Annotated in this window: 18 protein-coding genes; 4 read left to right on the forward strand and 14 right to left on the reverse strand. The window is 72.5% G+C overall.

Annotation, left to right across the window (positions count from 1 at the left end; all coding sequences use genetic code 11):
* Positions 1-65: 65 nt before the first annotated feature.
* The 3 genes from EFL26_RS20830 to guaA form a co-directional block, all read right to left on the reverse strand.
* Entirely contained in the window at positions 66-1772 is a 1707-nt protein-coding gene (locus EFL26_RS20830) for a phosphatidylglycerol lysyltransferase domain-containing protein (protein WP_221177088.1), read from the reverse strand.
* 32 nt (positions 1773-1804) lie between these two features.
* A complete protein-coding gene (locus tag EFL26_RS20835) occupies positions 1805-2830 on the reverse strand; it encodes a phosphatase PAP2 family protein (RefSeq protein ID WP_123225125.1) in 1026 nt (341 codons plus the stop codon).
* Between the two features lie 67 nt (positions 2831-2897).
* Entirely contained in the window at positions 2898-4463 is a 1566-nt protein-coding gene (gene guaA, locus EFL26_RS20840; protein WP_123224851.1) for a glutamine-hydrolyzing GMP synthase, read from the reverse strand.
* Between the two features lie 305 nt (positions 4464-4768).
* Here guaA and EFL26_RS20845 point away from each other — a divergent pair, with 305 nt between their 5' ends.
* The gene (locus EFL26_RS20845; protein WP_123224852.1) at positions 4769-5707 is read left to right on the forward strand and encodes a patatin-like phospholipase family protein; all 939 of its coding nucleotides are present in this window, start codon (positions 4769-4771) and stop codon (positions 5705-5707) included.
* Positions 5708-6165: 458 nt separating this feature from the next.
* Here the strand turns inward: EFL26_RS20845 and EFL26_RS20850 are convergent, their stop codons facing one another.
* Positions 6166-7932 (reverse strand): GMC oxidoreductase, encoded by a 1767-nt coding sequence (locus EFL26_RS20850; RefSeq protein WP_123225126.1) that lies wholly within the window; start codon positions 7930-7932, stop codon positions 6166-6168.
* The gene (locus EFL26_RS20855) at positions 7932-9533 is read right to left on the reverse strand and encodes a succinic semialdehyde dehydrogenase (protein WP_123224853.1); all 1602 of its coding nucleotides are present in this window, start codon (positions 9531-9533) and stop codon (positions 7932-7934) included. Before EFL26_RS20855 ends, EFL26_RS20850 begins: the two co-directional genes overlap by 1 nt.
* A gap of 141 nt (positions 9534-9674) precedes the next feature.
* On the opposite strand from EFL26_RS20855, the gene EFL26_RS20860 reads away from it, so the two are divergent.
* Positions 9675-11888: a fused MFS/spermidine synthase gene (locus EFL26_RS20860; RefSeq protein WP_123224854.1), complete on the forward strand. Its 2214-nt coding sequence runs from the start codon at positions 9675-9677 to the stop codon at positions 11886-11888.
* Here EFL26_RS20860 and ligD read toward each other — a convergent pair whose 3' ends face one another.
* Complete coding sequence (ligD, locus tag EFL26_RS20865; RefSeq protein WP_123224855.1) at positions 11889-12839, reverse strand: non-homologous end-joining DNA ligase; 951 nt, start codon at positions 12837-12839, stop codon at positions 11889-11891.
* Positions 12840-12915: 76 nt separating this feature from the next.
* Between ligD and EFL26_RS20870 the strand changes: the two genes are divergently transcribed.
* On the forward strand, positions 12916-13191 hold the full coding sequence (locus EFL26_RS20870; RefSeq protein ID WP_123224856.1) for a hypothetical protein: 276 nt from the start codon (positions 12916-12918) through the stop codon (positions 13189-13191).
* An 18-nt stretch (positions 13192-13209) separates the two neighbouring features.
* On the opposite strand, the gene EFL26_RS20875 is transcribed toward EFL26_RS20870, so the two are convergent.
* On the reverse strand, positions 13210-13569 hold the full coding sequence (locus EFL26_RS20875) for a cupin domain-containing protein (protein WP_123224857.1): 360 nt from the start codon (positions 13567-13569) through the stop codon (positions 13210-13212).
* Positions 13570-13702: 133 nt separating this feature from the next.
* Here EFL26_RS20875 and EFL26_RS20880 point away from each other — a divergent pair, with 133 nt between their 5' ends.
* The gene (locus EFL26_RS20880; protein ID WP_183408304.1) at positions 13703-16837 is read left to right on the forward strand and encodes an ATP-binding protein; all 3135 of its coding nucleotides are present in this window, start codon (positions 13703-13705) and stop codon (positions 16835-16837) included.
* A 15-nt stretch (positions 16838-16852) separates the two neighbouring features.
* Here EFL26_RS20880 and EFL26_RS20885 read toward each other — a convergent pair whose 3' ends face one another.
* The 7 genes from EFL26_RS20885 to EFL26_RS20915 all read right to left on the reverse strand — a co-directional run bounded on the left by EFL26_RS20885 (position 16853) and on the right by EFL26_RS20915 (position 23749).
* Entirely contained in the window at positions 16853-17626 is a 774-nt protein-coding gene (locus EFL26_RS20885; RefSeq protein ID WP_123224859.1) for a class I SAM-dependent methyltransferase, read from the reverse strand.
* Positions 17623-18615 (reverse strand): phosphotransferase, encoded by a 993-nt coding sequence (locus tag EFL26_RS20890; protein WP_123224860.1) that lies wholly within the window; start codon positions 18613-18615, stop codon positions 17623-17625. Before EFL26_RS20890 ends, EFL26_RS20885 begins: the two co-directional genes overlap by 4 nt.
* On the reverse strand, positions 18605-18997 hold the full coding sequence (locus EFL26_RS20895; protein ID WP_123224861.1) for a nuclear transport factor 2-like protein: 393 nt from the start codon (positions 18995-18997) through the stop codon (positions 18605-18607). Before EFL26_RS20895 ends, EFL26_RS20890 begins: the two co-directional genes overlap by 11 nt.
* An 81-nt stretch (positions 18998-19078) precedes the next feature.
* Positions 19079-19885 carry a 3'(2'),5'-bisphosphate nucleotidase CysQ gene (locus EFL26_RS20900; RefSeq protein WP_123224862.1) on the reverse strand — a complete coding sequence of 269 codons (807 nt, stop codon included), beginning with the start codon at positions 19883-19885 and terminating at the stop codon, positions 19079-19081.
* A gap of 182 nt (positions 19886-20067) precedes the next feature.
* Positions 20068-20661, reverse strand: a complete 594-nt coding sequence (gene pth / locus EFL26_RS20905) for an aminoacyl-tRNA hydrolase (protein ID WP_123224863.1) — start codon at positions 20659-20661, stop codon at positions 20068-20070.
* A gap of 19 nt (positions 20662-20680) precedes the next feature.
* Positions 20681-21361, reverse strand: a complete 681-nt coding sequence (locus EFL26_RS20910) for a 50S ribosomal protein L25/general stress protein Ctc (RefSeq protein WP_123224864.1) — start codon at positions 21359-21361, stop codon at positions 20681-20683.
* 1407 nt (positions 21362-22768) lie between these two features.
* Positions 22769-23749, reverse strand: a complete 981-nt coding sequence (locus EFL26_RS20915; RefSeq protein ID WP_425464121.1) for a ribose-phosphate diphosphokinase — start codon at positions 23747-23749, stop codon at positions 22769-22771.
* Between the last annotated feature and the right edge of the window lie 30 nt (positions 23750-23779).

Genomic DNA, 23779 nt, shown 5'->3' on the forward strand with positions numbered 1-23779 from the left:
TGTCACGAGGGTGCGCTGCGCTGGCTGAACACAGCCTGACCGCGCGCCGGTGGTCCAGGTCGGTCTCATCGGCGGGCGAGCACCCGCTGCACCCATGCGGGCGCAACCAGGAAGGCCTCCGCACGCAGGGCCGCCGTGCCGATGCGGGGCAGGTCGCCGGGCCGGGCGAAGCACAGGAAGCGCGGCTCCCAGGACGGCCGGTACTTCGCGTTCGCCCGGTAGAGCGACTCGATCTGCCAGAACCGCGACGCGGTGAGCAGCAGCGAGCGCCACAACCGCAGCACCGGACCCGCACCCAGCCGGTCGCCGCGCGCGAACACCGAGCGGAACACCGCGAAGTTCAGCGAGAACCGCCGTACGCCGAGCTCCGGGCACGCCCGCCAGAGGCCGACGACCATGTGCTCGACGATCCCGTTCTCGGCCGCGCGATCGCGTCGCATCAGGTCCAGGGAGAGGCCGTCAGGCCCCCACGGCACGAAGTTGAGCAGGCCGCGGAGCACCCCGTCCCCGTCGCGGCACAGGACCACCAGGGAGTCGCTGTCGACCGGGTCCACGAAGCGACCGAGCGCCATCGAGAAGCCGCGCTCCACCTCACCGTCGCGCCACTCCTCGGCCCGCACCCGGATCTCGCTGCGCATCGCCTCGTCGAGGTCGCGCACCCGGTGGCACGTGACGACGAGCCCGGCCCGCTCGCACCGCGACACCGCCTGTCGCACGCCCCGCATGCTCCGGCCCTCCAGGGAGAAGTCGGAGACCTGGACGATCGCCTCGTCACCGAGCTCGAGCGCGTCGAGCCCGGCCCGGTGGAACGCCGTGGCCCCGACCTCGCCGACCCCGAGGGCGGCCGGCACCCACCCGAACGACTTCGCCTCGCACAACCAGGCGTCGATCGCCCCGGCCCAGGCCTCCGGGTCGCCGACCGGGTCACCCGCGGCGAGGGAGACGCTGCCCACGACGCGGTAGGTCACGGCCGCCTTGCCGCTCTTGCTGAAGATCACCGAGCGGTCGGACCGGGTCGCGAAGTAGGACAGCGAGTCGACCTGGCCCCAGCAGCCGAGCAGCGCCCGGACCTGCTGGTCCTCCTCGGGCGTCAGGGGGTGCGGCCCTCCGGCGGGCATGGTGAGTGCGAGCACCAGGAGGCCGGCCACCGTGGCACCGAGGGTCAGCAGCGCGATCGCGGCGTGGTCGGCGTCGGAGGGGTGCACGAACTGGACCGGGCCGGTGATGCCGACGAGCCCGACGAAGGCGTGCCGGACCCGGTCGAGCTGCGTCGTACCGGGCGCCTGGCCGTCGGCGTCCAGGGCCAGCCAGAGCCAGCCGAGCGTGGTGGCGAGCACGGGTCCGCCGAGCAGCACCGCCAGCACGCGTGACAGCGAGCGGTGGTCCGGACGGGCGGTGAAGTTCGGGCGCGCGGAGACGAGCAGCACGAACATCGCCGTCGTCACCACCGCCTCCTCCACGTCCAGGCCCTTCACGAGATGGAGCACGACGGTGAGGGCGCTGAGCACGGCGGTGAGCAGCCAGGCACGGAACTTCCCGCGTCGCAACGGCCTGGACAGCACCAGGAGCAGGGTCCCGGTCGCCAGCGCTCCGGTGGTGGCGGCGGCCGGCGCGAAGTCCGGCAGCAGCGTCTTGACCATGTCCACCCGACCGTGCAGCGCCGGCAGCAGGGCGCTGAGGATCGTCATGGCCCCGGTTGCCGCCACGATGCGAGCGATCCACGGGGGCGACTTCAGTGCGGCCCACATGGCCACTCCGTTCCTGTTCTCCACCGGTTTCAGCATCTCTCTCCCACCGCGCCGCGTCAGGAGGCCAACGTCCCGACCGCGACCGGGTCGGCCGGCTTGCTGCGGCGCTGCTCCGCACCTCCGCCCGGGTAGACCATCCGGCGGCCCAGGGCGGTTCCCGCGAACGCGATCACGAGCCCGGCGGCGTCGTCGACAGCGAAGTGCCAGCCCAGGTACACGGTCGCGACCATCGTGAGGGCCAGGAAGGCGGCCAGCACGCGCGTCGTACGCCGCAGGCCGTAGTAGTGCGCCATCAGCACGACCAGCGTGGTCATCGCGACGTGCAGGCTCGCGAACGCGGAGACCTGCGCGAAGGCGTCGTGCGCGTGCGGGTGCGCGAGCAGGTGCGCCCGCTGGGCCATGTACCGCGCCTGGGTGTCCTGGATCATCGTGTGCGGCAGACCGGCGAACTCCCGCGGCGCCGAGCTGAACGGACCGAGCGACGGGATCAGGTAGTAAGAGCCGACCCCGAGGATCCAGACCCAGATCGCGGAGGCGATGAAGACATAGCCGTCCCGGATCCGGTCGACCAGCACGACGGCGGCCACGACGGCCACGGTGATCAGGGTCGAGAACGACTCGTAGAACACCATCAGCACGTACGCCGCCACGTGCTGGCCCAGCAGGTCGTGCAGCAGCACCCCCGGGCTGTGGCCCAGGAACAGCCAGCGGTCCCACCGCAGCAGCATGGCGTCCCGCGGCTGGTTGAAGACGTCCCAGCTCTTCAGGTTGTGGTAGCAGAAGTAGACCAGGTGGTAGGCGAGCAGGGCCCCCGCGGCGAGCCCGACCCGTCGGCGCGGCCAGCGGGTGCGCAGCCCCGCGAGCACTCCCCGCACGTTCCGAGCGGCACGGCCGCCACGGACGACCTGGTCGAGCACGGCCAGCACCACCGCGATCACCAGCGAGATCACGACGCGCCAGAGGAGCACGGAGCCGGCCGGATCCCTCAGCGGGATACCCACCTGCACCGACCGGACCACGGCGACGGCGGCGAACAGGACGACCACGACCCAGACGCGCGCGACCCAGCGGCGATCCCCCATCTCGAGCACGCTGCAGTGTGGCGCGCCCAACCTGATCACCGGCTGAACGCGGACCCTGCTCCCGGGCTCACTCCCACTCGATGGTGCCGGGCGGCTTGCTCGTGATGTCCAGCGTGACCCGGTTGACCTCGGCCACCTCGTTGGTGATCCGGGTCGAGATCTGCTCCAGCACGTCGTACGGGAGCCGGGCCCAGTCCGCGGTCATGGCGTCCTCGCTGGTCACGGGGCGCAGCACGACGGGGTGCCCGTAGGTGCGGCCGTCGCCCTGCACGCCGACGGAGCGTACGTCGGCCAGGAGGACCACCGGGAACTGCCAGATGTCTCGGTCGAGGCCTGCCTTGGTGAGCTCCTCGCGGGCGATCGCGTCGGCCTCGCGCAGCAGGTCCAGCCGCTCGCGGGTGACCTCGCCGATGATCCGGATGCCCAGGCCGGGGCCGGGGAACGGGTGCCGCCAGACGATCTCCGCCGGGAGGCCCAGCTGCTCGCCGACGAGGCGGACCTCGTCCTTGAAGAGCGTGCGCAGCGGCTCGACCAGCTCGAACTCGAGGTCGTCGGGCAGGCCTCCGACGTTGTGGTGGGACTTGATGTTCGACGTACCGGCTCCGCCGCCGGACTCGACGACGTCGGGGTAGAGCGTGCCCTGGACCAGGAACGCGACCTTCTCGCCGTCCTCGGCCGCGGCCCCGAGGACCTCGGCCTCCGCGGCCTCGAAGACCCGGATGAACTCGCGGCCGATGATCTTGCGCTTCTCCTCGGGGTCGGTGACGCCGGCGAGCGCGTCGAGGAAGCGCTTCTCGGCGTCGACCACGTGGAGGTCGACGCCGGTGGCGGCGACGAAGTCGCGCTCGACCTGCTCGGCCTCGCCCTTGCGAAGCAGGCCGTGGTCGACGAACACGCACGTGAGCTGGTCGCCGATCGCCCGCTGGACCAGCGCGGCGGCGACGGCCGAGTCGACACCACCGGAGAGCCCGCAGATCGCCCGGCCCTGACCGATCTGGGCGCGGATCCGCTCCACCTGCTCGTCGACGATGTTCACCATCGTCCAGGTCGGCCGGCAGCCCGCGATCTCCCAGAGGAAGTGCTCGAGGATGCGCTGACCGTGCTCGCTGTGGAGCACCTCGGGGTGCCACTGCACGCCGGCCAGCCTGCGGTCGGTCTCCTCGAAGGCCGCGACGGTGGCCCGCGGCGACCGGGCGTTCACGGTGAAGCCCGGCGGTGCCGCGACCACCTCGTCGCCGTGCGACATCCAGGACGTGAGCGTCGTCGGCAGGCCGGCCAGCAGCGTGCCGGGCTCGAGCACCGAGACGTGCGTGCGGCCGTACTCCCGCTGGCCGGTGTGCGCGACCTCGCCACCGAGGGCCTGGGCCATCGCCATGAAGCCGTAGCAGATGCCGAAGACGGGCACCCGGCCGTCGACCAGGGCGGCGTCCAGCTGCGGGGCACCGGGCTCGTACACGCTCGACGGGCCGCCGGACAGGATGATCGCCCGCGGGTTCTTCGCGAGCATCTCCTCGGTGGACATGGTGTGCGGCACGATCTCGGAGTAGACCTTCGCCTCGCGCACCCGGCGGGCGATCAGCTGGGCGTACTGCGCTCCGAAGTCAACGACGAGGACGAGGTCGTGGTCGGTCAAGTCCGGCCCTTCCGGTCGGTGGAGAGAGGCTGAGTCTATCGGGGCCCGAGGCGACGACCTGCCGCCCGTCGCGGACGCGGTCGCCGCGCTCCCCGGTGTGCGCCGCCCCGTCGTGGACGGGGCGGAAGTCGATTGCCGGGCGGCTCACGGGCGTGTGATGCTTCCGGTGATCGTGATCCAGCGGCAGGAGGTGAGACCCATGTGCACAGATTCCGTGACGGGTGCTCCCCCGCAGGGCACGATCACGCGACCCAGGTAGTCGTGGTCGGGAGCGCCGGACAGGCCATCCGCGAAAGGCGGCTCCCATGAACACCACACCCTCTTCGACCCCCTCCTCGAGCTCGACGGCCTTGCACGGCCGGGCGCTGGTCCTCGCCGGCGCCGGATCGACCGGCAACGCCTGGGAGATCGGGCTCGTCGCCGGTCTGTCCGAGGCCGGCGTCGACCTGACCGAGGCCGACGTCATCATCGGTACGTCGGCCGGATCGACCGTGGCTGCCCAGATCACCAGCGGGAGGAGGCCGGCCGAGCTGTTCGCCGACATCCTGGCCGCGCCACCCCTGGCTCGGCGTGGCGACGCCGGTCCGGAGAGGGGGCGGGCGCCGAACCAGGCCACGCAGGCCTACCTCGAGTGGTCGGACCGGATCATCGCCTCGGCCGCCGACGCCTCCGACATGCGCCGCAAGATGGGCGCCGCCGCGCTCGAGACGGACGGCTCCGACGTACGGGGCGGGGCGCGCTGGCGGGACATCGTCGCGGCCCGGCTCCCGAGCCGCGACTGGCCTGCCCAGCGTGTGCTCATCACGGCGGTCGACGCGCGTACGGGGGAACCGGTCGTGTTCGACCGCCACAGCGGGGTCGAACTGGTGGACGCGGTCGCGGCCAGCACCAGCAACGGGTTCCGCCCCTTCGGGGCCTACCGCATCGGTGAGGACCGCTACGTCAACGGCGGTTACCGCCGCAGCGAGAACGCCGACCTGGCGGCCGGGTACGCCCGGGTGCTGGTGCTGTCCCCGTTCGGCGGCCGCTCGCGGATGCCGCAGGAGTGGGGCATGGACCTCGCCACCCAGGTCGAGGAGCTGCGGACCGGTGGCAGCCGGGTCGAGACGATCGTCCCCGAGGTCGAGGCCGAGCACCTGTTCGGCGCCGCCGCGATGGACGTGTCGCTGCGCCCCGCCGCCGCGCGGGCCGGTCACGACCAGGGCAGGGCGCTGGCCGAGCGGCTCGCCGAGTTCTGGCGCTGAGGCCATCGTGAAGGCCCGTGGGCAGAGAGTCGGGCGCCCGGAGACCGAAAGCGCCCCAGACGCGACTCAGGGCCCGACCGGGGAGCGACGGCAGAGCGTCGGGCCCGCCCCAGGGGAAACGCCCTCAGACGCGACTCAGGGCCCGGCCGGGGAGCGACGGCAGAGCGTCGGGCGCCCGGAGACCGAAAGAGCCCCAGACGCGACTCAGGGCCCGACCGGGGAGGGAGGGAGGTCGGGCCCTGAGTGTCCACGTGGCGTGAACCGTGTCGAGATCGGGCCTGGGAGGGAGCGATGCACCCGATCTGCACTGGTAAACGAAGGGTCCGCAGGGCGGTTACGGCGCCCCGGAACTTTTTTTCGACTTTCTGGCGAAGGCTCCGGATCCCCCCGGAAGGAGGATTCGGGCATACCGCCAGCGCGCCGGCCCCCGACCTCCCGATCCTGACGTCCGCCCGCGCTCAGCTGACCGCGACGATCGGCAGGTGCAGCGCTCCCGGAGCGCCCTCCGGCACGACCGGGTGGGCCGGCGACACCGGCGCCACGGGCTCGTATGCCGCACCGAGGGTCGGCCGCGGGTCCGGCTCGCCCTTGTTCGGCCAGAACGACATCGCCCGCTCGGCCTGGGCGGTGATCGTCAGCGACGGGTTCACGCCGAGGTTGGCCGAGATCGCGGAGCCGTCGGCGATGTGCAGACCGGGGTGGCCGTAGACGCGGTGGTAGGGGTCGATCACGCCGGTCTCGGGCGAGTCGCCGATCGTGCAGCCACCGATGAAGTGCGCGGTCAGCGGCCGGTTGAACGGCTCCCCGATGTTGCCGCCCGCGGTGCCGCCCACGATCTCGGCCATCTTCCGGGCCGCCCGGTTGGCCACCGGGATCCAGGTCGGGTTCGGGATGCCGTGGCCCTGCCGCGACGTCATGTAGCTGATGTTCGTGCCCGGCACCTTCTTCAGGTACGTCGTGATCGAGTTGTCGACCGTCTGCATGACCAGCGCGATCACCGTGCGCTCGGACCAGTGCTTGAAGTCGTACAGGTCCTTGACGTTGCGACGCTCCTTCCACATCTCCTTCAGCCACGTCTTCCAGCGCGGGTCCGGGCCGTCGCCGTCGGTGAGCACGGTCTGCATCATCGACATGAAGTTGCTGCCCCTGCCGTAGCGCACGGGCTCGATGTGGGTGTGCTCGTCGGGGTGGAACGACGAGGTGATCGCGACCCCGCGCGAGTAGTCGATCGTGCTGCCGACCGGTGCGATCGCGCCGAGGATCGACTCGGAGTTCGTGCGGGACAGGTAGCCGAGCCGGTCGGAGAGGCGCGGGAGGTGGCCCTCGTCCTTCATCCGGTGCAGCAGCCGCTGGGTGCCCAGCGAGGCCGCCGCGACGATCACGTGCTCGGCGGTCAGCGTGCGGGTCGACCGTCGGGTCGCGCGCTTGGCCTTGGTGTACTTCGCGGTGATCTCGTAGCCGCCGTCGCTCAGCGGGCTGATCCGGGTCACGGTGGTCAGCGGCATCACGCGCGCGCCCTGGGACTCGGCCAGGTAGAGGTAGTTCTTGACCAGGGTGTTCTTCGCGTTGTGCCGGCAGCCGGTCATGCACTCGCCGCAGGCCTTGCACGGCACCCGGTCGGGTCCGGCGCCGCCGAAGAACGGGTCCTTCACGGTGTCGTGGTGGGTCTCGCCCGGGCCTCCGAAGAAGACGCCGACCGGGGTCGGGTGGAAGGTGTCCCCCACACCCATGTCGTCGGCGACCTTCTTCATCACCTCGTCCGAGGGCGTGCGGAGCGGGTTCTCGACCACGCCGAGCATCCGCTTGGCCTGGTCGTAGTACGGCGCGAGCTCGGCCTTCCAGTCGGTGATGTGCGCCCAGGACGGGTCGCGGTAGAACGCGTCGAGCGGCTCGTACAAGGTGTTCGCGTAGACCAGCGACCCACCGCCGACGCCCGCACCCGAGACGATCATGCAGTCCTTGAGCGCGTCGATCCGCTGGATGCCGTAGCAGCCGACCTCCGGGCGGAAGAGGTACTTCTGGACGTCCCAGGAGTTGTCCGGGAAGTCCTCGTCACGGAAGCGGGCGCCGGCCTCCAGGACGGCGACCTTGTAGCCCTTCTCGGTCAGGCGCAGCGCGCTGACGGACCCGCCGAACCCCGAGCCGATGATGATCACGTCGAAGTCGAACCCCTCGGTCCGCCCCGTGCCCGCGGTGGAGCTCGTCGAAACGCCGTCGGTCAACATCATGCGCGTCCGATCTTGTTCAGGAGCCGCAGGCTCGTCGTCATCAGCTTGGCGTACTGCTGGTCGTCGAGGCCGTACTGCGGGCTGAACCGCAGCAGGGCCTGGGAGGCCACGGCCTGGGTCTCGGTGTAGCGGTGGATGCCCTCGCCGCCCTGGCGGCGCCCCATGCCCGACTCGCGCATCCCGCCCATGGGGGCGTCGATGCTCGCGAACGTGGCTCCGAAGGCCTCGTTGATGTTCACGGTGCCGCACTTGACCTGCCGGGCGATCACCCGGGCGCGGCGTACGTCGCGGCTGTAGATCGCGGCGTTCAGGCCGTACTCGCCGTCGTTGGCGCGGGCGATCGCGTCCGCCTCGTCGTGGAAGCGGTAGAGGCTGATCACCGGACCGAAGGTCTCGTTGCCGAAGCAGACCATGTCCGGGCTGACGCCCTCGAGGATCGTCGGCTCGTAGAAGAACGGGCCGAGGTCGGGCCGGGGCTTGCCCCCGGCGAGGACCCGCGCACCCTTGGCGACGGCGTCGTCGACGTGCGCGGTGACCGTGTCGAGCTGGTCCTGGCTGATCAGCGATCCCATGTCGCTGCCCCACTCCAGGCCGGCCGAGAGCCGCATCGCCCTGGTGGCGGCGACGAACTTCTCCTTGAACCGGTCGTAGACCTGGTCGGCGACGAACATCCGCTCGGTGGAGACGCACAGCTGCCCGGCGTTGGAGAAGCAGGCCCGGATCGCGCCCTCGACAGCCTTGTCGATGTCGGCGTCGCGCAGGACCAGGATCGGGTTCTTCCCGCCGAGCTCCAGGGAGCAGCCGATCAGCCGGTCGGCGCACTGCTGGGCGATGATCTTGCCGGTGGCCGTCGAACCGGTGAAGCAGATGTAGTCCGAGCGCTCGATCATCGGCCCGCCGAGCTCACGACCCGGACCGGCGACGACGTTCCACAGGCCGCGCGGGAAGCCGGCCTCCTCGAGCAGCTGAGCGCCGAGGAGGGCGGTGAGCATGGTCTGCGCGTCGGGCTTCGTGACCACGGCGTTGCCGGCGAGGAGCGCGGGCAGCCCGTCGCACAGCGCCATCGTGAACGGGTAGTTCCACGGCGAGATGATGCCGACGACGCCCTTCGGCACGCGGTTGACCTCGACCCGGGTCAGGGCCGGGATGACCCCGAGGCGACGCTCGGTGTCGAGGTGCTTGTGCGCGGTGCGCGCGTAGTAGCGAGCGGTCAGGGCGATGTGGAGCGGCTCGTCGAAGGCGTGCTTGCGCGCCTTGCCGGACTCCCAGCAGATCAGGTCCATGATCTCGTCCTGGCGGTCCAGGACGATGTCGTGGAGCCGCATGAGCAGGGCGGCCCGGTCGTCGATCGAGGTGCGCGCCCAGGCCTGCTGCGCGCGGCGCGCGCGGGCGTAGGCCTCCGCGACGTCCTCGACCGTGGACTGCGGGATGACCGCCAGCGGCTTGCCGGTCGCCGGCGCGTACGCCGTCACCCCGGTGCCGCTGGTCGCGATGATCTGGTCGGTGAGCGCGGCGACGTACTCGGGCTCGAACGCGTACGACGCCCGCGGGTCGTGCTCGGGATCTGCGGGCAGGCCTGTGGTGGGATTCACGCTCATGACCGGAGCGTAAACCGCCGAGTAACTTTACACAATGGCTTGTCTGTAAAGCGGTCCGGGAGCTCCCGTGCACGGCCTTTCGGGAGCCCCTCTGTGCCAAAACGCCGGAACTGTCCCGGATTGGCCCGTACCCTCGCGCCTGTGGACGGCCTGATGACCGCGGCGGCTCCCGCGGCACAGCGCGCAGGGAGCGCACCGCGGCGCGCCCTCCTGGCCACGCGCGCCCTGTTCACCCTCACCGCCTTCTTCGGGGCGGCGCTGCTCTTCGTCGTCCAGCCGATGGTCGCGCGACTGCTGCTGCCGTCGTACGGCGGGTCGGCCACGGTGTGGAGCACCAGCTCGCTGTTCTTCCAGGTGCTCCTGCTCACGTCGTACTTCTACGTGCACGTCAGCCGGACCCGGCTGCGTCCACGGGTCCAGCCACTCGTCCACGCCGCCCTGGTGGCGGTGCCCCTGACCGTGCTCCCGGTGGTCCTCCCCGCCGGTGCCGCCCCCGGCGACGGTTCGCCGGTCCTCTGGCTGCTGCGGACCCTGACCTTGATGGTCGGGCTGCCGTTCCTCGTCGTCGGGACCGCGGGCCCGGTGCTCCAGGCCTGGTTCGCCGAGACCGCGGACGTCCGGTCACACGACCCGTACTTCCTCTTCGCCGCCAGCAACCTGGGCAGCTTCGGCGGTCTCCTCGCCTACCCCTTCCTCATCGAGCCCCACGTCTCGCTGCACACGCAGCGGCTGGCGTGGTCGTGGGGATTCGTTGCCTTCGCAGCGCTCACGGTCGGCTGCGCCGTCGTCGCGACCCGGGGGGCGAGCCGGACCCCGGAACGGCGCGACGAGGCGGCCGGGCCGAAGGGCCGCGTCCCTGCGCGAACCCTCCTGCGGTGGACGCTCCTGGCGTTCCTGCCCGCCTCGCTGAGCCTGGCGATCACCTCGCACCTGTCCACCGACGTGGGCGCGATCCCCCTCCTCTGGGTCGTCCCGCTCGCGGTGTACCTGGCGACGTTCGTCACCGCCTTCTCGCGCACGACCCGGCAGGTGCCACGCCGCGCGACGTACGTCGCCGCGACCGTCGCCGTCGTCGGTGCGGCCGCAGCCCCGATCGGTGGGATGCCGATCTGGTTGATGGCGGGGATCGACCTGGTCCTGCTCGCCACCGTCGGGTACGCCGCCCATGCCCGTCTCGCGGCCGACCGACCTCCCCCCGAGCACCTGACCACGTTCTACCTCGTCATCGCTGCCGGCGGCGCCCTCGGAGGGTTCCTGAACGGCTTCGTGGCGCCGCTGGTCTTCGACCGGGTGCTGGAGTTCCCGCTCACGCTGGTGCTGGTGTCGTTGCTCTTCGTCGGGATCGGCGCCAACCGCGGCACGGTGCGCTCCCTCCTGATCCTCCTCGGGGGGCTGCTCCTGGTGCTGGCCGCCGCCGCGGTGGTGAACCGCGGTGAGGAGTGGCGGGGCACCTCCGCGTACGTCGCGCTCGCCGTGCTGGCGGCCGCCGTGGGCTGGGGCCTCACCCGGGCTCCGATCCTGCTCGCGCTCTGCCTGGTGGCGCCGTTCGTCGCAACCTGGTGGGGGACCACCGACACGATCGATCGCACCCGCTCGTTCTACGGTGCCTACCGCGTCGAGCAGACGGCCGACCAGCACAAGCTCGTCCACGGCAACACCGTGCACGGTGCCCAGTTCCGCGACGAGCGGCGGCGCGACACACCCACCACCTACTACGCGTCGCCGGGCTCGGTCGGCGACGTGTTCGAGCTCTTCGGCGACCGCCTGGACCGGGTCGGCACGATCGGGTTGGGAGCCGGCACCATCGCGGCGTACGGACGGCCCGGTCAGAGGATGACCTTCTTCGAGATCGACCCGGACATCGTGCACACAGCCCGTGACCCGCGCCTGTTCACGTTCCTGACCGACTCGAAGGCGGCAGTGGACGTGGTCGTCGGCGACGGGCGCCTCGAGGTGGCGAAGCTGCCCTCCGGGAGCCTGGACCTGCTGGTCCTCGACGCGTTCAGCAGCGACTCGATCCCGGTACACCTGCTGACCCGCGAGGCGTTCGCCATGTACGCCGACCGGCTCGCCGACGGCGGCATCCTCGCGGTGCACATCTCCAGCCGGTTCTTCGACCTCGTTCCCGTGCTGGCCGCCGCAGCCGAGGACCTGGGCTGGACCGCGACGATCGGGCTCAGCCAGGGATCCACGCCCGGAGCGACGTCGAGTCGCTGGGTGGTGCTCAGCGCGGACCGCAGCGTCGCGAGCCAGCTGGCGGCCCGCCCCCGGTGGGAACCCCTGGACCTCACCAGGCGAGTGCAGTGGACCGACGACTACTCGTCGGTGCTGTCGGTGCTCGGGCAGCCGGGCTGATCACTCCTCCGGCTCGGGCGGCACTTCCTTCCCCTCCGCCTCGTCGCGTTCTGCCCACTCCAGCAGCGGCGCGATGTCGAAGACGTGGTCGTCGATGTCGTGGTGGAGGTCGCCGATCTCGGCGTAGCGCGCCGGCATGGTCGCGATGGTGAAGTCGTCGGGCTCGCAGTCGTCGACCTCGTCCCAGCGGACCGGCGCGCTGACCGTCGCCTGCGGGTTGCCGCGCACGGAGTACGCCGCGGCGATGGTGTGGTCGCGGGCGTTCTGGTTGTAGTCGACGAACAGGTCGGCCGGGTCGCGGTCCTTGCGCCACCACGTCGTGGTCACCGACTCGCAACGACGCTCGACCTCGCGCGCGAAGGCGAGCGCGGCGCGGCGTACGACCTTGTGGTCGCCGTCGGGGCGGATCCGGACGTAGATGTGCATGCCCTTGCCGCCGCTGGTCTTCGGGTAGCCGACCGCGCCGAGCTCGTCGAGCACCTCATGGGCGACGTGCGCGACCTCCTGCACGGTCGACCACGGGCACTCGGGGCCGGGGTCGAGGTCGATCCGCCACTCGTCGGGCTTCTCGACGTCGGCGCGCCGGCTGTTCCACGGGTGGAACTCCACCGTGCTCATCTGCACCGCCCAGATCACCTGCGCGATCTCGGTGACGCAGAGCTCGTCGGCGGTGCGCTTCCAGCGCGGGAAGAAGACCTGGACGGTCTCCATCCACGGCGGCGCGCCCCTCGGCAGCCGCTTCTGGTGCACCTTCTCGCCGGTGACCCCGGTCGGGAACCGGTGCAGCATGCACGGCCGCTCGCGCAGCGCGTTGACGATGCCGTCGCCGACGGAGAGGTAGTACTCCGCGAGGTCGAGCTTGGTCTCACCGCGCGCCGGGAAGTAGACCCGGTCCGGGTTCGAGAGGCGCACGACCTTGTCGTCGATCTCGAGCTCGATCGCCTCGGACATGCCTCGACCCTAGCGAGGCGGCGGCGCGTCGTCGTGACGCTGCGCAGCCCTGGTGGGCCGTGCCACCCTTGATCCCGTGGAGCACGACGAGTACGCCGAGGACGACGCGGCGTTCCTGCAGCACCTCGACTCGCTGGGGGTGCCCCACCCCTACGCGTCGCGGCGGGCGGAGCCGCTCGGGCTCGACCGGAACACCCAGGAGGGCGCCCTCCTGGCGTTCAGCAACGCCCTGCGCCCGGAGGTCCGAGCGCACCGCGTCGTGGCCGCGGTCCTGCTGGTCGCCTTCGCGCTGCCGGTGGTGTTCACCCTGCTGCGCGTGCTCGGCGTGCTGCTCCGGTTGCTGACCGGGTAGCCCGGCGGCCGGACCCCCTCAGGCGCGGGCGTAGTTCGACGCGCCCCACCAGTCCACGACGACCACCGGCTCGTCCCCGACGACCCAGGCGTCGTGGCCCTGCGGCAGGGCGGTGACGTCACCGGCGACGGCGTCGAACTCCGAGCCGTCGGCCATCCGGATCCGCAGCGTGCCCTGCAGGTGGTACTGGAAGTGCGGGGCCTCGCACAGGTCGGTCCCGGCGATCGGCTTGACGTGGTCCGACCAGCGCCAGCCGGGCTGGAGGGTCAGACGGCCGATCTCGCTGTCCCCGATGGACAGCAGGTCGACCTTCCCGTGCTCGAAGGACCGGGTCTCGTCGGGTCGGGTGAAGCTCTTCTGCTCGGCACTCGCGCTCATGGCTCGCTCCTGTTCGTGATGGCTCGGTGGCCGGGTCGGCCACGTCCCCGATGCTGGTCCCGGCGCCTTGCAGTCCGGTTGCAGGATCCACGAACGCTTCCTGCAGGAGAGGCCGGATCCGTACGATGCACCGGTGGCTGCGCTGTCGGTGCGTGTGCTCGGGGAGTTCTCGATCGACGGCCTCGACGTCGGCAGCCTCGCCGACCGCAAGGCCCGCCAGCTGCTCCGCTGGCTGGCCCTGGCGGGCGGACGCGCGGTCAGCACGACCGCCCTCGCGGACGCGCTCTGGGGAGACGTCCCGCCGGCACGTCCGGCCGACCAGGTGGCGGTGCTCGCCAGCCGGCTCAGGCGGGCCCTCGGGGCCGACTCGATCGTGCGAGGAGACGACGGCTACCGCCTCGCCTACGACTGGCTCGACCTCGACGAGCTGGGCGTCGTCGTCGCGGAGGCCGAGCGACGCCACCGCGAGGGCAAGCCGACCGGCGCAGTCGCGGCGGCCCGGATCGCCCTGGCGCTGGTGCGCGGGCCGATCCCGCCACCGACCACCGACGCGGAGTGGGTGCGGGCCGACCACGCGGCCGCCGAGCAGCTGGTCAGGCGGGCCCGACGGGTCGCCGCCTCGGCGATGCTCGACACCGACGACTGGCTCGACGCCCTGGACCTCGCCGCGGCCGACGCGCGCGCGGACCCGTACGACGAGGACGCCGTGCGACTCGTCATGCGGGCGAACGCGCTGGGCGGACGGCCCGCGATCGCCCTGGCGGCGTACGCCGACCTGCGCAAAGTGCTCGCCGAGGACCTGGGCAGCGACCCGGCGCCCGCGACCGCGGCGCTCCACGAGACGATCCTGCGCGGGGAGCTCGCGCCGCCGGCGACAGCCAGGAGCCGGCCCGAGGCGCGCCTCGTGGGGCGCGGGAGCCAGCTCGCCCACCTCGACGCGCTCGCCGACCGGGCCGCCGAGGGGCCGACCCGCGTCGCGGTCGTCGTCGGCGAGGCCGGCATCGGGAAGTCCACCCTGCTCGCGACCTGGTCGCGAGCACGCGCCGCCCTCGGGGACACCGTGCTGTTCGGGACGTGCGGGCCGCTCGAGCGGTCCGCACCCCTCGATGCGCTGCTCGTCGCGGTCGCCGAGCACCTGCGGCGCAGCGACGACCCCGACGCGCTGCTCGGCGAGGACGCCGCGGTGCTCGCTCCCCTGCTCGGGCTCGAGCGCGACCCCGCACGTGTGCCGGTCGGCACGATGCCGCTCGACCCGGCACTGGGCGTTGCCGGGCTCTTCGCCGCGATCACCGGGCTGCTCGGCCGGATCGCGGGCGACCGAGCCGTGGTCGTGGTGATCGACGACGCGCACCTCGCTGGTCCCGCCCTCGCCGACTGGATCGCGTTCGCGGCACGGCGCACCCTGCGGCTGCTCGTCGTCACCGCCGTGCGCCCGGCCGAGACCGCGCCGATCCGGTTCGCCGACCTCGTCAACGTCGGTCCCCTCGACCGCTCCGAGACCGCTGAGCTCGTCGGGTCGGAGCGCGCGGACGCGCTGTACGAGCGGTCCGGCGGTCATCCTCTGTTCCTCACCGAGCTCGTGCGGGCGCCGACCGAGCGGCTGCCGGCCTCGCTGATCGCCGCGGTGGACGAGCTGTGCGACCAGCTCGGCCCGGCCGCAGACCTGCTCCGGACCGCGGCCGTTCTTGGTGCGGAGCTCGACGTCGACCTGCTCTCCTCGGTCGTGGGCCGCCCACCCCTGGACGTGCTCGCCGACGTGGAGCGTGCCGAGGCACGCGACCTGCTCGTCGAGCAGTCCGGCCGCTACGCGTTCCGCCACGAGCTCGTGCGCGAGGCGCTGGCCGCCGGCAGCCGGTCCGCGCGGGTGGCTCTCCTGCACCGTGAGGCCGCTGCTGCTCTTCACCGCAGACCGGACGCCGACCCGGTCGCCGTGGCCGAGCACGCGCGCCTCGGCGGCGACCTGCCCCTGGCGGCGCAGGCCCTCCGGACCGCGGCGCTGCGCGCGGCCGAGCGGTTCGACCACGCAACCGCCGAGCGCCTGCTCGACGAGTCGCTGCGCCTCGTGGAGGACTACCGCACGCGGATGGCCCGTGCGCGCGTGCGGATCCGACGGGGGAGGTACGCCGAGGCCGAGGCCGACGTCGACGCAGCGTCGGACGCCGGCGCGGAGGGCAACGAGGTGCGGTCCTGGGCGGCGTACTTCGACCGACGCTTCGACGACGCGGTCGCGCACGCCCGCGAGGGGGAGCTCGCGGCGTCCGACCCGGCGCTGCGTGCCCGGTGCCTGATCGTCGGGGGTCGCACCCTGCACGCCCGGGGCGAGCTCGCCGAGGCGGAGCGGCTGCTGAGCCGCGCCCTGGAGGTCGCCGACGGACCCGACCGGGTCACGGCCGCGGCCTGGCTCGGGGTGCTGCAGGCGCACCGCAGCCGTCCGGAGGAGGCGATCGACCTGCTCCGACCGGCGACCCGACCCGGCATCGGCGCGGACCAGACCTCGGCGACGCTGCACGCCCTCCTCTTCACCGGGCACGCACACGCGCTCGCGGGACGGCCGGCGCAGGCACTCGCGACCTTCGCGCACTACACCGAGGAGGTCGAGCGTCGACAGGTCCCGCGGTTCGGCGGTCGGGGCGTGAACTTCGGCGGCTGGGTGCTGCGCAACGTCGGCGCGCGGGACGCCGCGGTCGACGCGCACCAGGAGGCGCTGGCCTGTGCCGACGGCGACGGCACCCCCGAGGTGCGGATCGCTGCGCTCGAGGACCTTGCCGAGGACCGGCTGACCGCCGCGGACCCCGACGCCGCCGCGGCGCTGCTGGCCACCGCCGGGGAGGGTCTGATGGGCGACCTCGTCTTCGGCTGGCGGCTGGAGATGAAGCACACCCTCCTGCGAGCGCGCGTCGCGCTGCAGCGCGGCGCGCTGGATGACGCCGTCGGGCTGGCCTCGGGCCTGGCCGCGGGCGCCGACCAGGTGGGCGTCCCCCGGTACGCCGCGACGGCACGGCTGCTGGTCCACCAGGCGACCGCCGCGGCAGGTGAGCCGGTGGACCTCGACGCGGCGTGGCGCGACCTCGGCGCGGTCGAGGGTGCCGTCGCGCTCGAGGCCTGGTGGTGGGCGGGCGAGACCGGCGCAGCGCTCCGTCAGCAGCGCTGGATCGACCGCGCGGAGCTGCTCGCCTCGCGCCTGGCCGACGCCGGCGGGGCCCGTGGCGACAGCCTTCGCGCCGACGCGTCCCGACGGCTCGAGGACTGGCGACTCAGGGTCCGCTGAGGACAGCGAGCCCCGTCAGGAGCCGCACAGCACGAGCATCGAGATCGTCACCGGAAGCAGCGGGGCCACCGCCTCCTCGGCCTCCGCGCGCGCGCGAGCGAGCAGCGCGGGGTCGAGGCCGGAGACGAACGGTGCCAGGTGGGCCATGCCGGTCCGCCACGCGACGACCGCGGCCGGCGACTCGAGGCCGGCGTCGACCTCCAGCTGACGGACCTCGACCTGCCAGAACCCGGCGGCGTGGCCGAGGGAGCGCAGGCCGTCGGGGTCGTCCACCCGCGGCTCGAGCTCTGCCTTCTGCCGCTGGTACCACGGCGGTGCGGTGAAGCCGTGGCGGGCGAAGACCTCGTCGACCGCCGCCTTCACGGGGTGACCGGGTCCGGGCGTGAAGGCCGACGCGACGACGGCAGGCGCGACGCGACGCACCTCGCGCAGCACGGCGACCGGGTCGGCCATGTGACCCAGGCAGAAGGCCGCGGTGACCAGGTCGAAGGTCCGGTCGGCGAAGGGCAGGCTCGCGGCGTCGGCGAGCACGGCCGGGATGCCGGCCGGGCGACCGCGAAGCATGCCGTCGGCGACGTCGCTCGCCACCGCCCTCGACGCCCCGCGGTCGAGCGCCGCGCGGGCGGCCACGGCCGTGCCTGCTCCGACGTCCAGCACGAGCGCATCCTGCAGCTCGACCGGAGCGACCCCGACCATGGCGTCGGCGAGCCGGGCGTAGACCGCCTCGGGCCCCCGTCGCCACGACTCGGCGGCATCGTCGTACGCCTCGCGAACGCCCGGCATCGTCATGGGGACAGCATGGCCCTTCCGGCGACCGCGTGCGCCTCCCACCACGCGAGCTCGTCGTCGTAGCCGCCCAGCGCCTTCTCCCACCCGAACTGCACGAGCGCGCCGAGGAGGCACAGCGCCAGCTGCCGGTCCCACCACGGGTCGGTGGCGATCCCGTGCCGCTCGAGGGCGGCGCGGTACTGGTCGATCGCGGTCTCCTTCGTGACCGGGAGCCGGCGGCAGTTGATCGCCAGGTACCACGCGAGGTCGCTGAGCGGCGCCGCCCTCCCCGGGATCTCCCAGTCGATCAGGACCGTCCGTCCCCGGTCGTCCGTGCCGAGGTTGTCGAGCTTCCAGTTGCCGTGGACGAAGGTCTGTGGCGTCGTGGCGAGCGCGTCGACCAGCGGCGCAGGCTCGTGCACGAGGGGTACGACGACTGCGGCCGCCGCGGGCGCCACCTCCTCGAACAGCGGCCAGCCACGCCGGACCAGCTGGGGCACCAGGTCGTCCGACCCGCGGGCGAGCTCGGCCTCGGCCATCGCCGGGGAGAGCTCGAGGTAGCGCCCGGCAGGCGTGACGACGTCGATGTCGAGGCCGGTGTCCCAGAAGGCCGCGTGCACCTGTGCCATGTGGTCGAGGAAGGTCGCGTGCTGGTCGGCCGGCACGACCTCGTCGGTGGCCGGCACCAGCCACGCGGACACGTCGTCCATGAGCAGCGCAGCGGTGCGGTCCTCCGCGACCGCGACGATCGGCTGCCGGATGCAGTCCGGGAGCGCGTCCAGGACCCCCCGGCGCCACAGCTCGACGGGCGCGAACCCGTCGAACCCCGAGGCGCGCATGGTCCAGTCCGTCTCGCGGTCGAGGTGCTTCACGACGTACGCCGCGCCGTCGACAAGGACGCGTTCCAGCCGTGCCCCCGACTTGCCGACGCTGTCGAGCGGCTGCCGGTCCTCCACCGACCGCAACAGCTCCTCCACCGAGCCGAGGACGGCGCCCTGGTCAGACCGCATCCGCGGCCTCCATCTCCGCCATCAGCGCGGCCGGCCAGCGACCTCCGCAGAGCACCACGTCGGTGACGATCCGGTCGCCGTCGACGCCGAGGAAATGTGCGTGGTGCGCGGTGTGCGGCACGCCGTCCTCGGTCCAGGCGAGCACGTAGCGCACGACCTCGCCGCCCGGCACCGGTTGCCGCTGCAGCTCCTCGAACCGACCGGGGTCGGCGAACCACTGCCGGTACGTCGCCCGGATCGCGTCGGCCCCGCGGGCGTGGAAGCGCCAGTGCGGCACGGTCGCATCGAGCACGGCATCGCTCGCCCAGGCGTCGCACCCGGGGATGGTGGCGTCCCGGAGGGCGTCCAGGAACCGGTCCACCGCGGTCGTCTGCTGGTCCATCTCGTGACCTCGCTTCGCTGGGAACATCGTGACAGGCACGACGGTCGCGCGAAGCCCTTGCAGGCAGGTTGCAGCGGCCGGTCAGTCGACCCCGTGGCGCCGCACGAAGTCCAGGATCGGCTCGGCCAGCTCGGGCCGGCAGACCACGAGGTCGGGCAGGAGCACCTCGGCCTGGTTGTAGACCAGCGGCGACCCGTCGATCCGGCTGGTGAACAGGCCGGCCGCCCGCGCGACCGCCACCGGCGCGGCGGAGTCCCACTCGTACTGCCCACCGGCGTGCACGTAGGCGTCGGTGACGTCCCGCGCCACCGAGATCACCTTGGCGCCCGCGGAGCCCATCGGCACGAGGTCGGCGCCGATCTCCTCGGAGAGCGCCTCGACGAAGGCCGGCGGGCGGGTGCGGGAGACCGCGATGCGGGGACGCGGCGCCGTGCGGGCCGGTACGACGGGCGGCTGACCGGTGTGGAAGGTCACCCCCAGACCGGGCTGGGCGACCGCGCCGGCGACGAGCTCACCGTCCTGCCAGAGCGCCACGTGCACCGCCCAGTCGTCGCGCGGCGGCTCGGAGTACTCGCGCGTCCCGTCGACCGGGTCGATGATCCAGACCCGGCGGGCCGTGTGCCGGTCGTGGGCGCCCGAGGTGCCCCGGTGCTCCTCCTCGCTCAGCACGGCGTCGTCGGGCTGGTGCTCGGCGAAGATCTTCATGAGCAGCTCGTGCGAGGCCAGGTCGCCGGCGTCCTTGAGCGCCTTGCCCTCGAGCCCGCTGCCGCGGACCTGGAGCAGGAGGTCGCCCGCGACGGTGGCCGCCCAGGCGGCGAACAGGTGGTCGTCGGCGAGCGCCTCGGCGGGCGGCGTACCGGGGTCGAAGCCGGCGTCGGATGCAGTCACGAACCAAGACCCTATTGCGTCGAACCGGCCGTCACGGAAGCCCGTCCGTCGCGCGGTCGCGGCTGGACTGACGAGCGATGCGCAGCGAGCGAGGAGGGAAGCCGCGACCTGAGAGCGCGACGGACCGGCGAGGCGGAGCCGAGCCCATCAGACCGAGCGAGGCGGAGCCGCGCCCATCCAACTCAGCTGTTGAAGCGCTGCTGGGTCTCGGCGAGACCGCGGTCGACCAGGCACTCGACCGCGTCGGCGGCCCGGTCGACCTGGAACGGCAGCACCTTGCGCTCGGCCGAGGAGTAGTTCGAGAGGACGAAGTCGGCCGGGTCCTGCCGGCCCGGAGGCCGGCCGATGCCGACCCGGATGCGGTAGAAGTCACCGGTGCCGAGCGAGGACCGGAGCGACCGCAGGCCGTTGTGCCCGTTGTCGCCGCCGCCGAGCTTGACCCGCAGCGTGTCGAACGGGATGTCGAGCTCGTCGTGGATCGCGACCAGGTGGTCGGGCTCCACGCCGTAGAACTTCGCCAGCGTGGAGACCGCTCCCCCGGACTCGTTCATGTAGCCACGGGCGCGACCGAGCACGACCTTCGGTGCCGGGGCGCCCGGCGGCGCCAGCCGGCCCTCGAGAACCTCGGCGCGACCCGACTTGTGCGCGCGCAGGCTGCCGCCCATGCGGCGGGCGAGCTCGTCGACGACGAGGTAGCCCACGTTGTGGCGGTGGCCGGCGTACGCCGGACCGGGGTTGCCCAGCCCGACGACCAGCCAGGTGTCGTTCTCGCTCACGCGGTCGCCGGGGCCGAGGTCACTCGGACTCGGCGGGCTCCTCGGCGGCGGCCTCCGCCTCGGCTGCGGCCTCCGCCTCGATCTCGGCCTGCGGGGCCTCGTGCTCGATGCCGGCCTCGGCCTCGGCCTCGGCGAGCTCGGACTCGACCTCCTCGGCCGTCGGAGCGTGGCTGACGTTGACGATCAGCGACTCCGGGTCGGTGAGCAGGGTCGAGCCGGACGGGAGTGTCAGGTCGGACGCCAGGATCTGCGTGCCCACCTCGGCGCCCTCGACGGAGACCTCGATGTGCTCGGGGATGTGAGTCGCCTCGGCCTCGAGGGAGATCACGTTCTGCTCGGTCACGACGAGCGCGTCGGACGCCGCCTCGCCGGTCACGTGGATCGGGACGTCCACGGTGACCTTCTCGCCCTTGCGGACGGCGACGAAGTCGATGTGCTCGAGGAAGCCCTTGATCGGGTCGGCCTGCACCTGCTTGGTCAGGGCGAGCTGGACCTTGCCCTCGATCTCGATGTTCAGCACCGCGTTCGCGCCGCCGTGCTTGATCGCGAGCATGGTGTCGTGGCCGGGCAGGGTCACGTGGATCGGGTCGTTGCCGTGGCCGTAGATCACGGCGGGCACCTTCGCGTCGCGACGGATGCGGCGCGCGGCCCCCTTGCCGAACTCGGTGCGGGGCTCTGCCTTGATCAGGTCTTCGGACATGGGTCTGCGTGCTCCTCGGAGTCGTGCTCGAGCGGGTTGTCGGGTGGCTGCCCGGGGTGCGGAAGCGGCCGGAGACGCGACATGCACCGCACGCCGACGCGCGGTGCATGAACGAGCACACATCCGACCGCGTCGATCACGGAGCATCCCCGTCTCCGGGGCTCCCTCGCCGAGGCAACCTCGTCATCCTAGCCTTGCCCTTGCAGGCAAGGGAAATCGGCTCAGGTCGTGAGGCTCGCTGACGCCGGTTGCGACGCCAGGGTCGCCGCCGCCCGGGTTCCACCGCCCTCCGGTGGAGCCCGGCGCTCCACACGCGGAGCATCCCGGCTCAAGCGGCGTCCTGGTGCGTCGGAACCTGAGGCCGTGGACTCGTGGAACCTGCGTGCCGACCCCCCGGGCGAGCTCACGCGGCCCGTGCCGGTCGACCCCGACGGCCGAGCCGGTCCGACCAAGGGCCAGGCGCGTGGCCCGTCGTGGCGACGTACGTCGACCGGTCTCTACGTGCCGTCCGCGGTCGACCGGGGCCGGGTGGAGCAGCGCATCCTCGAGGAGGCCGGTCGTCTCCGCGGTCGGGGCGCGGTCAGCGGCTGGGCCGCGCTCCGCCTGCACGGCGGCGGGTACTTCGACGGGTGTGGCCCCGACGGACGCGCGACCCTCCCGGTCCCGCTCGTGGTGACGCCTGGGGTGCCCCTTCGTCGTGCGCCGGGCATCGAGGCGCACCGGGAACGCCTCCCGGCGAGCGAGGTGACCGAGCGCCACGGCATCTCGTGCACCACGCCCCGAGCGGGCAGCCTTCGACGCCACGCGGTGGTCACCCGACCTGCGGACCGCGGTGGTGACGCTCGACATGGCCCTGGCACCCGCGGTGGTCCAGCTCGCCGCGCTGAGGAGCCACCTGTCGGCCAAGGCGGGATGGCCGGGGGTGCGCATGGTGACCCGGGCCCTCGACCTGGTCGATCCACGCAGCCGCTCACCCGAGGAGACCCGGCTTCGGCTGATCTGGTGCCTCGACGCCGGCCTGCCGACCCCTCGCTGCAACTGGCCGGTCGCCGACGCGAGCGGGACATTCATCGGCAGCCCTGACCTGCTCTGCGAGGAGCTGGGCGTCGTCGGCGAGTTCGACGGCGCCGAGCACCGGTCGCGGCGTCGTCAGCGCGACGACGCCCGACGCGATGACCTCTTCCGGCGGGTCGGGCTGGAGTCGTTCCGGGTCGTCGGCGCCGACGTCGGCGACGTACCGCTGGTCCTCGGGTTGGACCGGTGCAGCGGCGAACTCACGACCCGCCTCGCGACATCAGCGTCGCCAGACGTGGTGCCTGGCAAGGCGGAGGAGGGAAGGCGGCCTTCAAGCGGAGCGGGCCGTCGACCGACGACAACGCAGCCAGGCGCCGCGTATGGCGGCGCTGATCAGGCGTGGCCGTCGAACATGGAGGTGACCGAACCGTCCTCGAAGACCTCCTTGATCGCCCGCGAGATCAGCGGAGCGATCGAGAGGCAGGTGAGCTTGTCGAACTCGTGCTCCGGTGCGAGCGGGAGCGTGTTGGTGACCACGATCTCCGCCGCGGGCGAGTTCTTGAGCCGGTCGACCGCCGGGTCGGAGAGGATCGCGTGCGTCGCGGCGATGATCACGCCCGCGGCACCGTCCTTCATCAAGGCCTCGGCCGCCTTCACGATCGTGCCACCGGTGTCGATCATGTCGTCGACGAGCACGCACATCCGGCCGGTGACCTGGCCGACGACCCGATTGGCGACCGTTTCGTTGGGCCGGTCGATGTCGCGGGTCTTGTGGATGAACGCCAGCGGTACGCCGCCCAGGCGGGCCGACCAGCGCTCGGCGACCTTGATCCGGCCGGCGTCCGGGGACACGACGGCCAGTTGCTGTTCGCCGTACTTCTCCCGGACGTAGTCGGCCAGGATCGGCAGCGCCATCAGGTGGTCCACGGGTCCGTCGAAGAAGCCCTGGATCTGGTCGGCGTGGAGGTCCACCGCGATCAGCCGGTCGGCGCCGGCGGTCTTGAACAGGTCGGCCATGAGCCGGGCCGAGATCGGCTCGCGGCCACGGTGCTTCTTGTCCTGGCGGGCGTAGCCGTAGAACGGCAGCACCACGGTGATCCGCTTGGCCGACGCGCGCTTGAGGGCGTCGACCATGATCAGGTGCTCCATGATCCACTCGTTGACCGGAGCCGTGTGGCTCTGGATCACGAACGCGTCGCAGCCGCGCACCGACTCCTCGTAGCGCACGTAGATCTCGGAGTTCGCGAACTCGTACGCCGAGGTGGGCACCAGCGTCGTCCCGAGCTCGGCCGCCACCTCGCTGGCGAGCTGGGGATGGGCCCGTCCGGTGAAGACCATCAGGTTCTTCTCGGTGGTCCGCTTCATTCCGGTCACGCGCGCTTCTCCTCGCTGGGGCCTGCGTTG

Origin of the sequence: Nocardioides pocheonensis (assembly GCF_003725535.1) — a bacterium.
GTDB classification, from domain to species: domain Bacteria; phylum Actinomycetota; class Actinomycetes; order Propionibacteriales; family Nocardioidaceae; genus Marmoricola; species Marmoricola pocheonensis.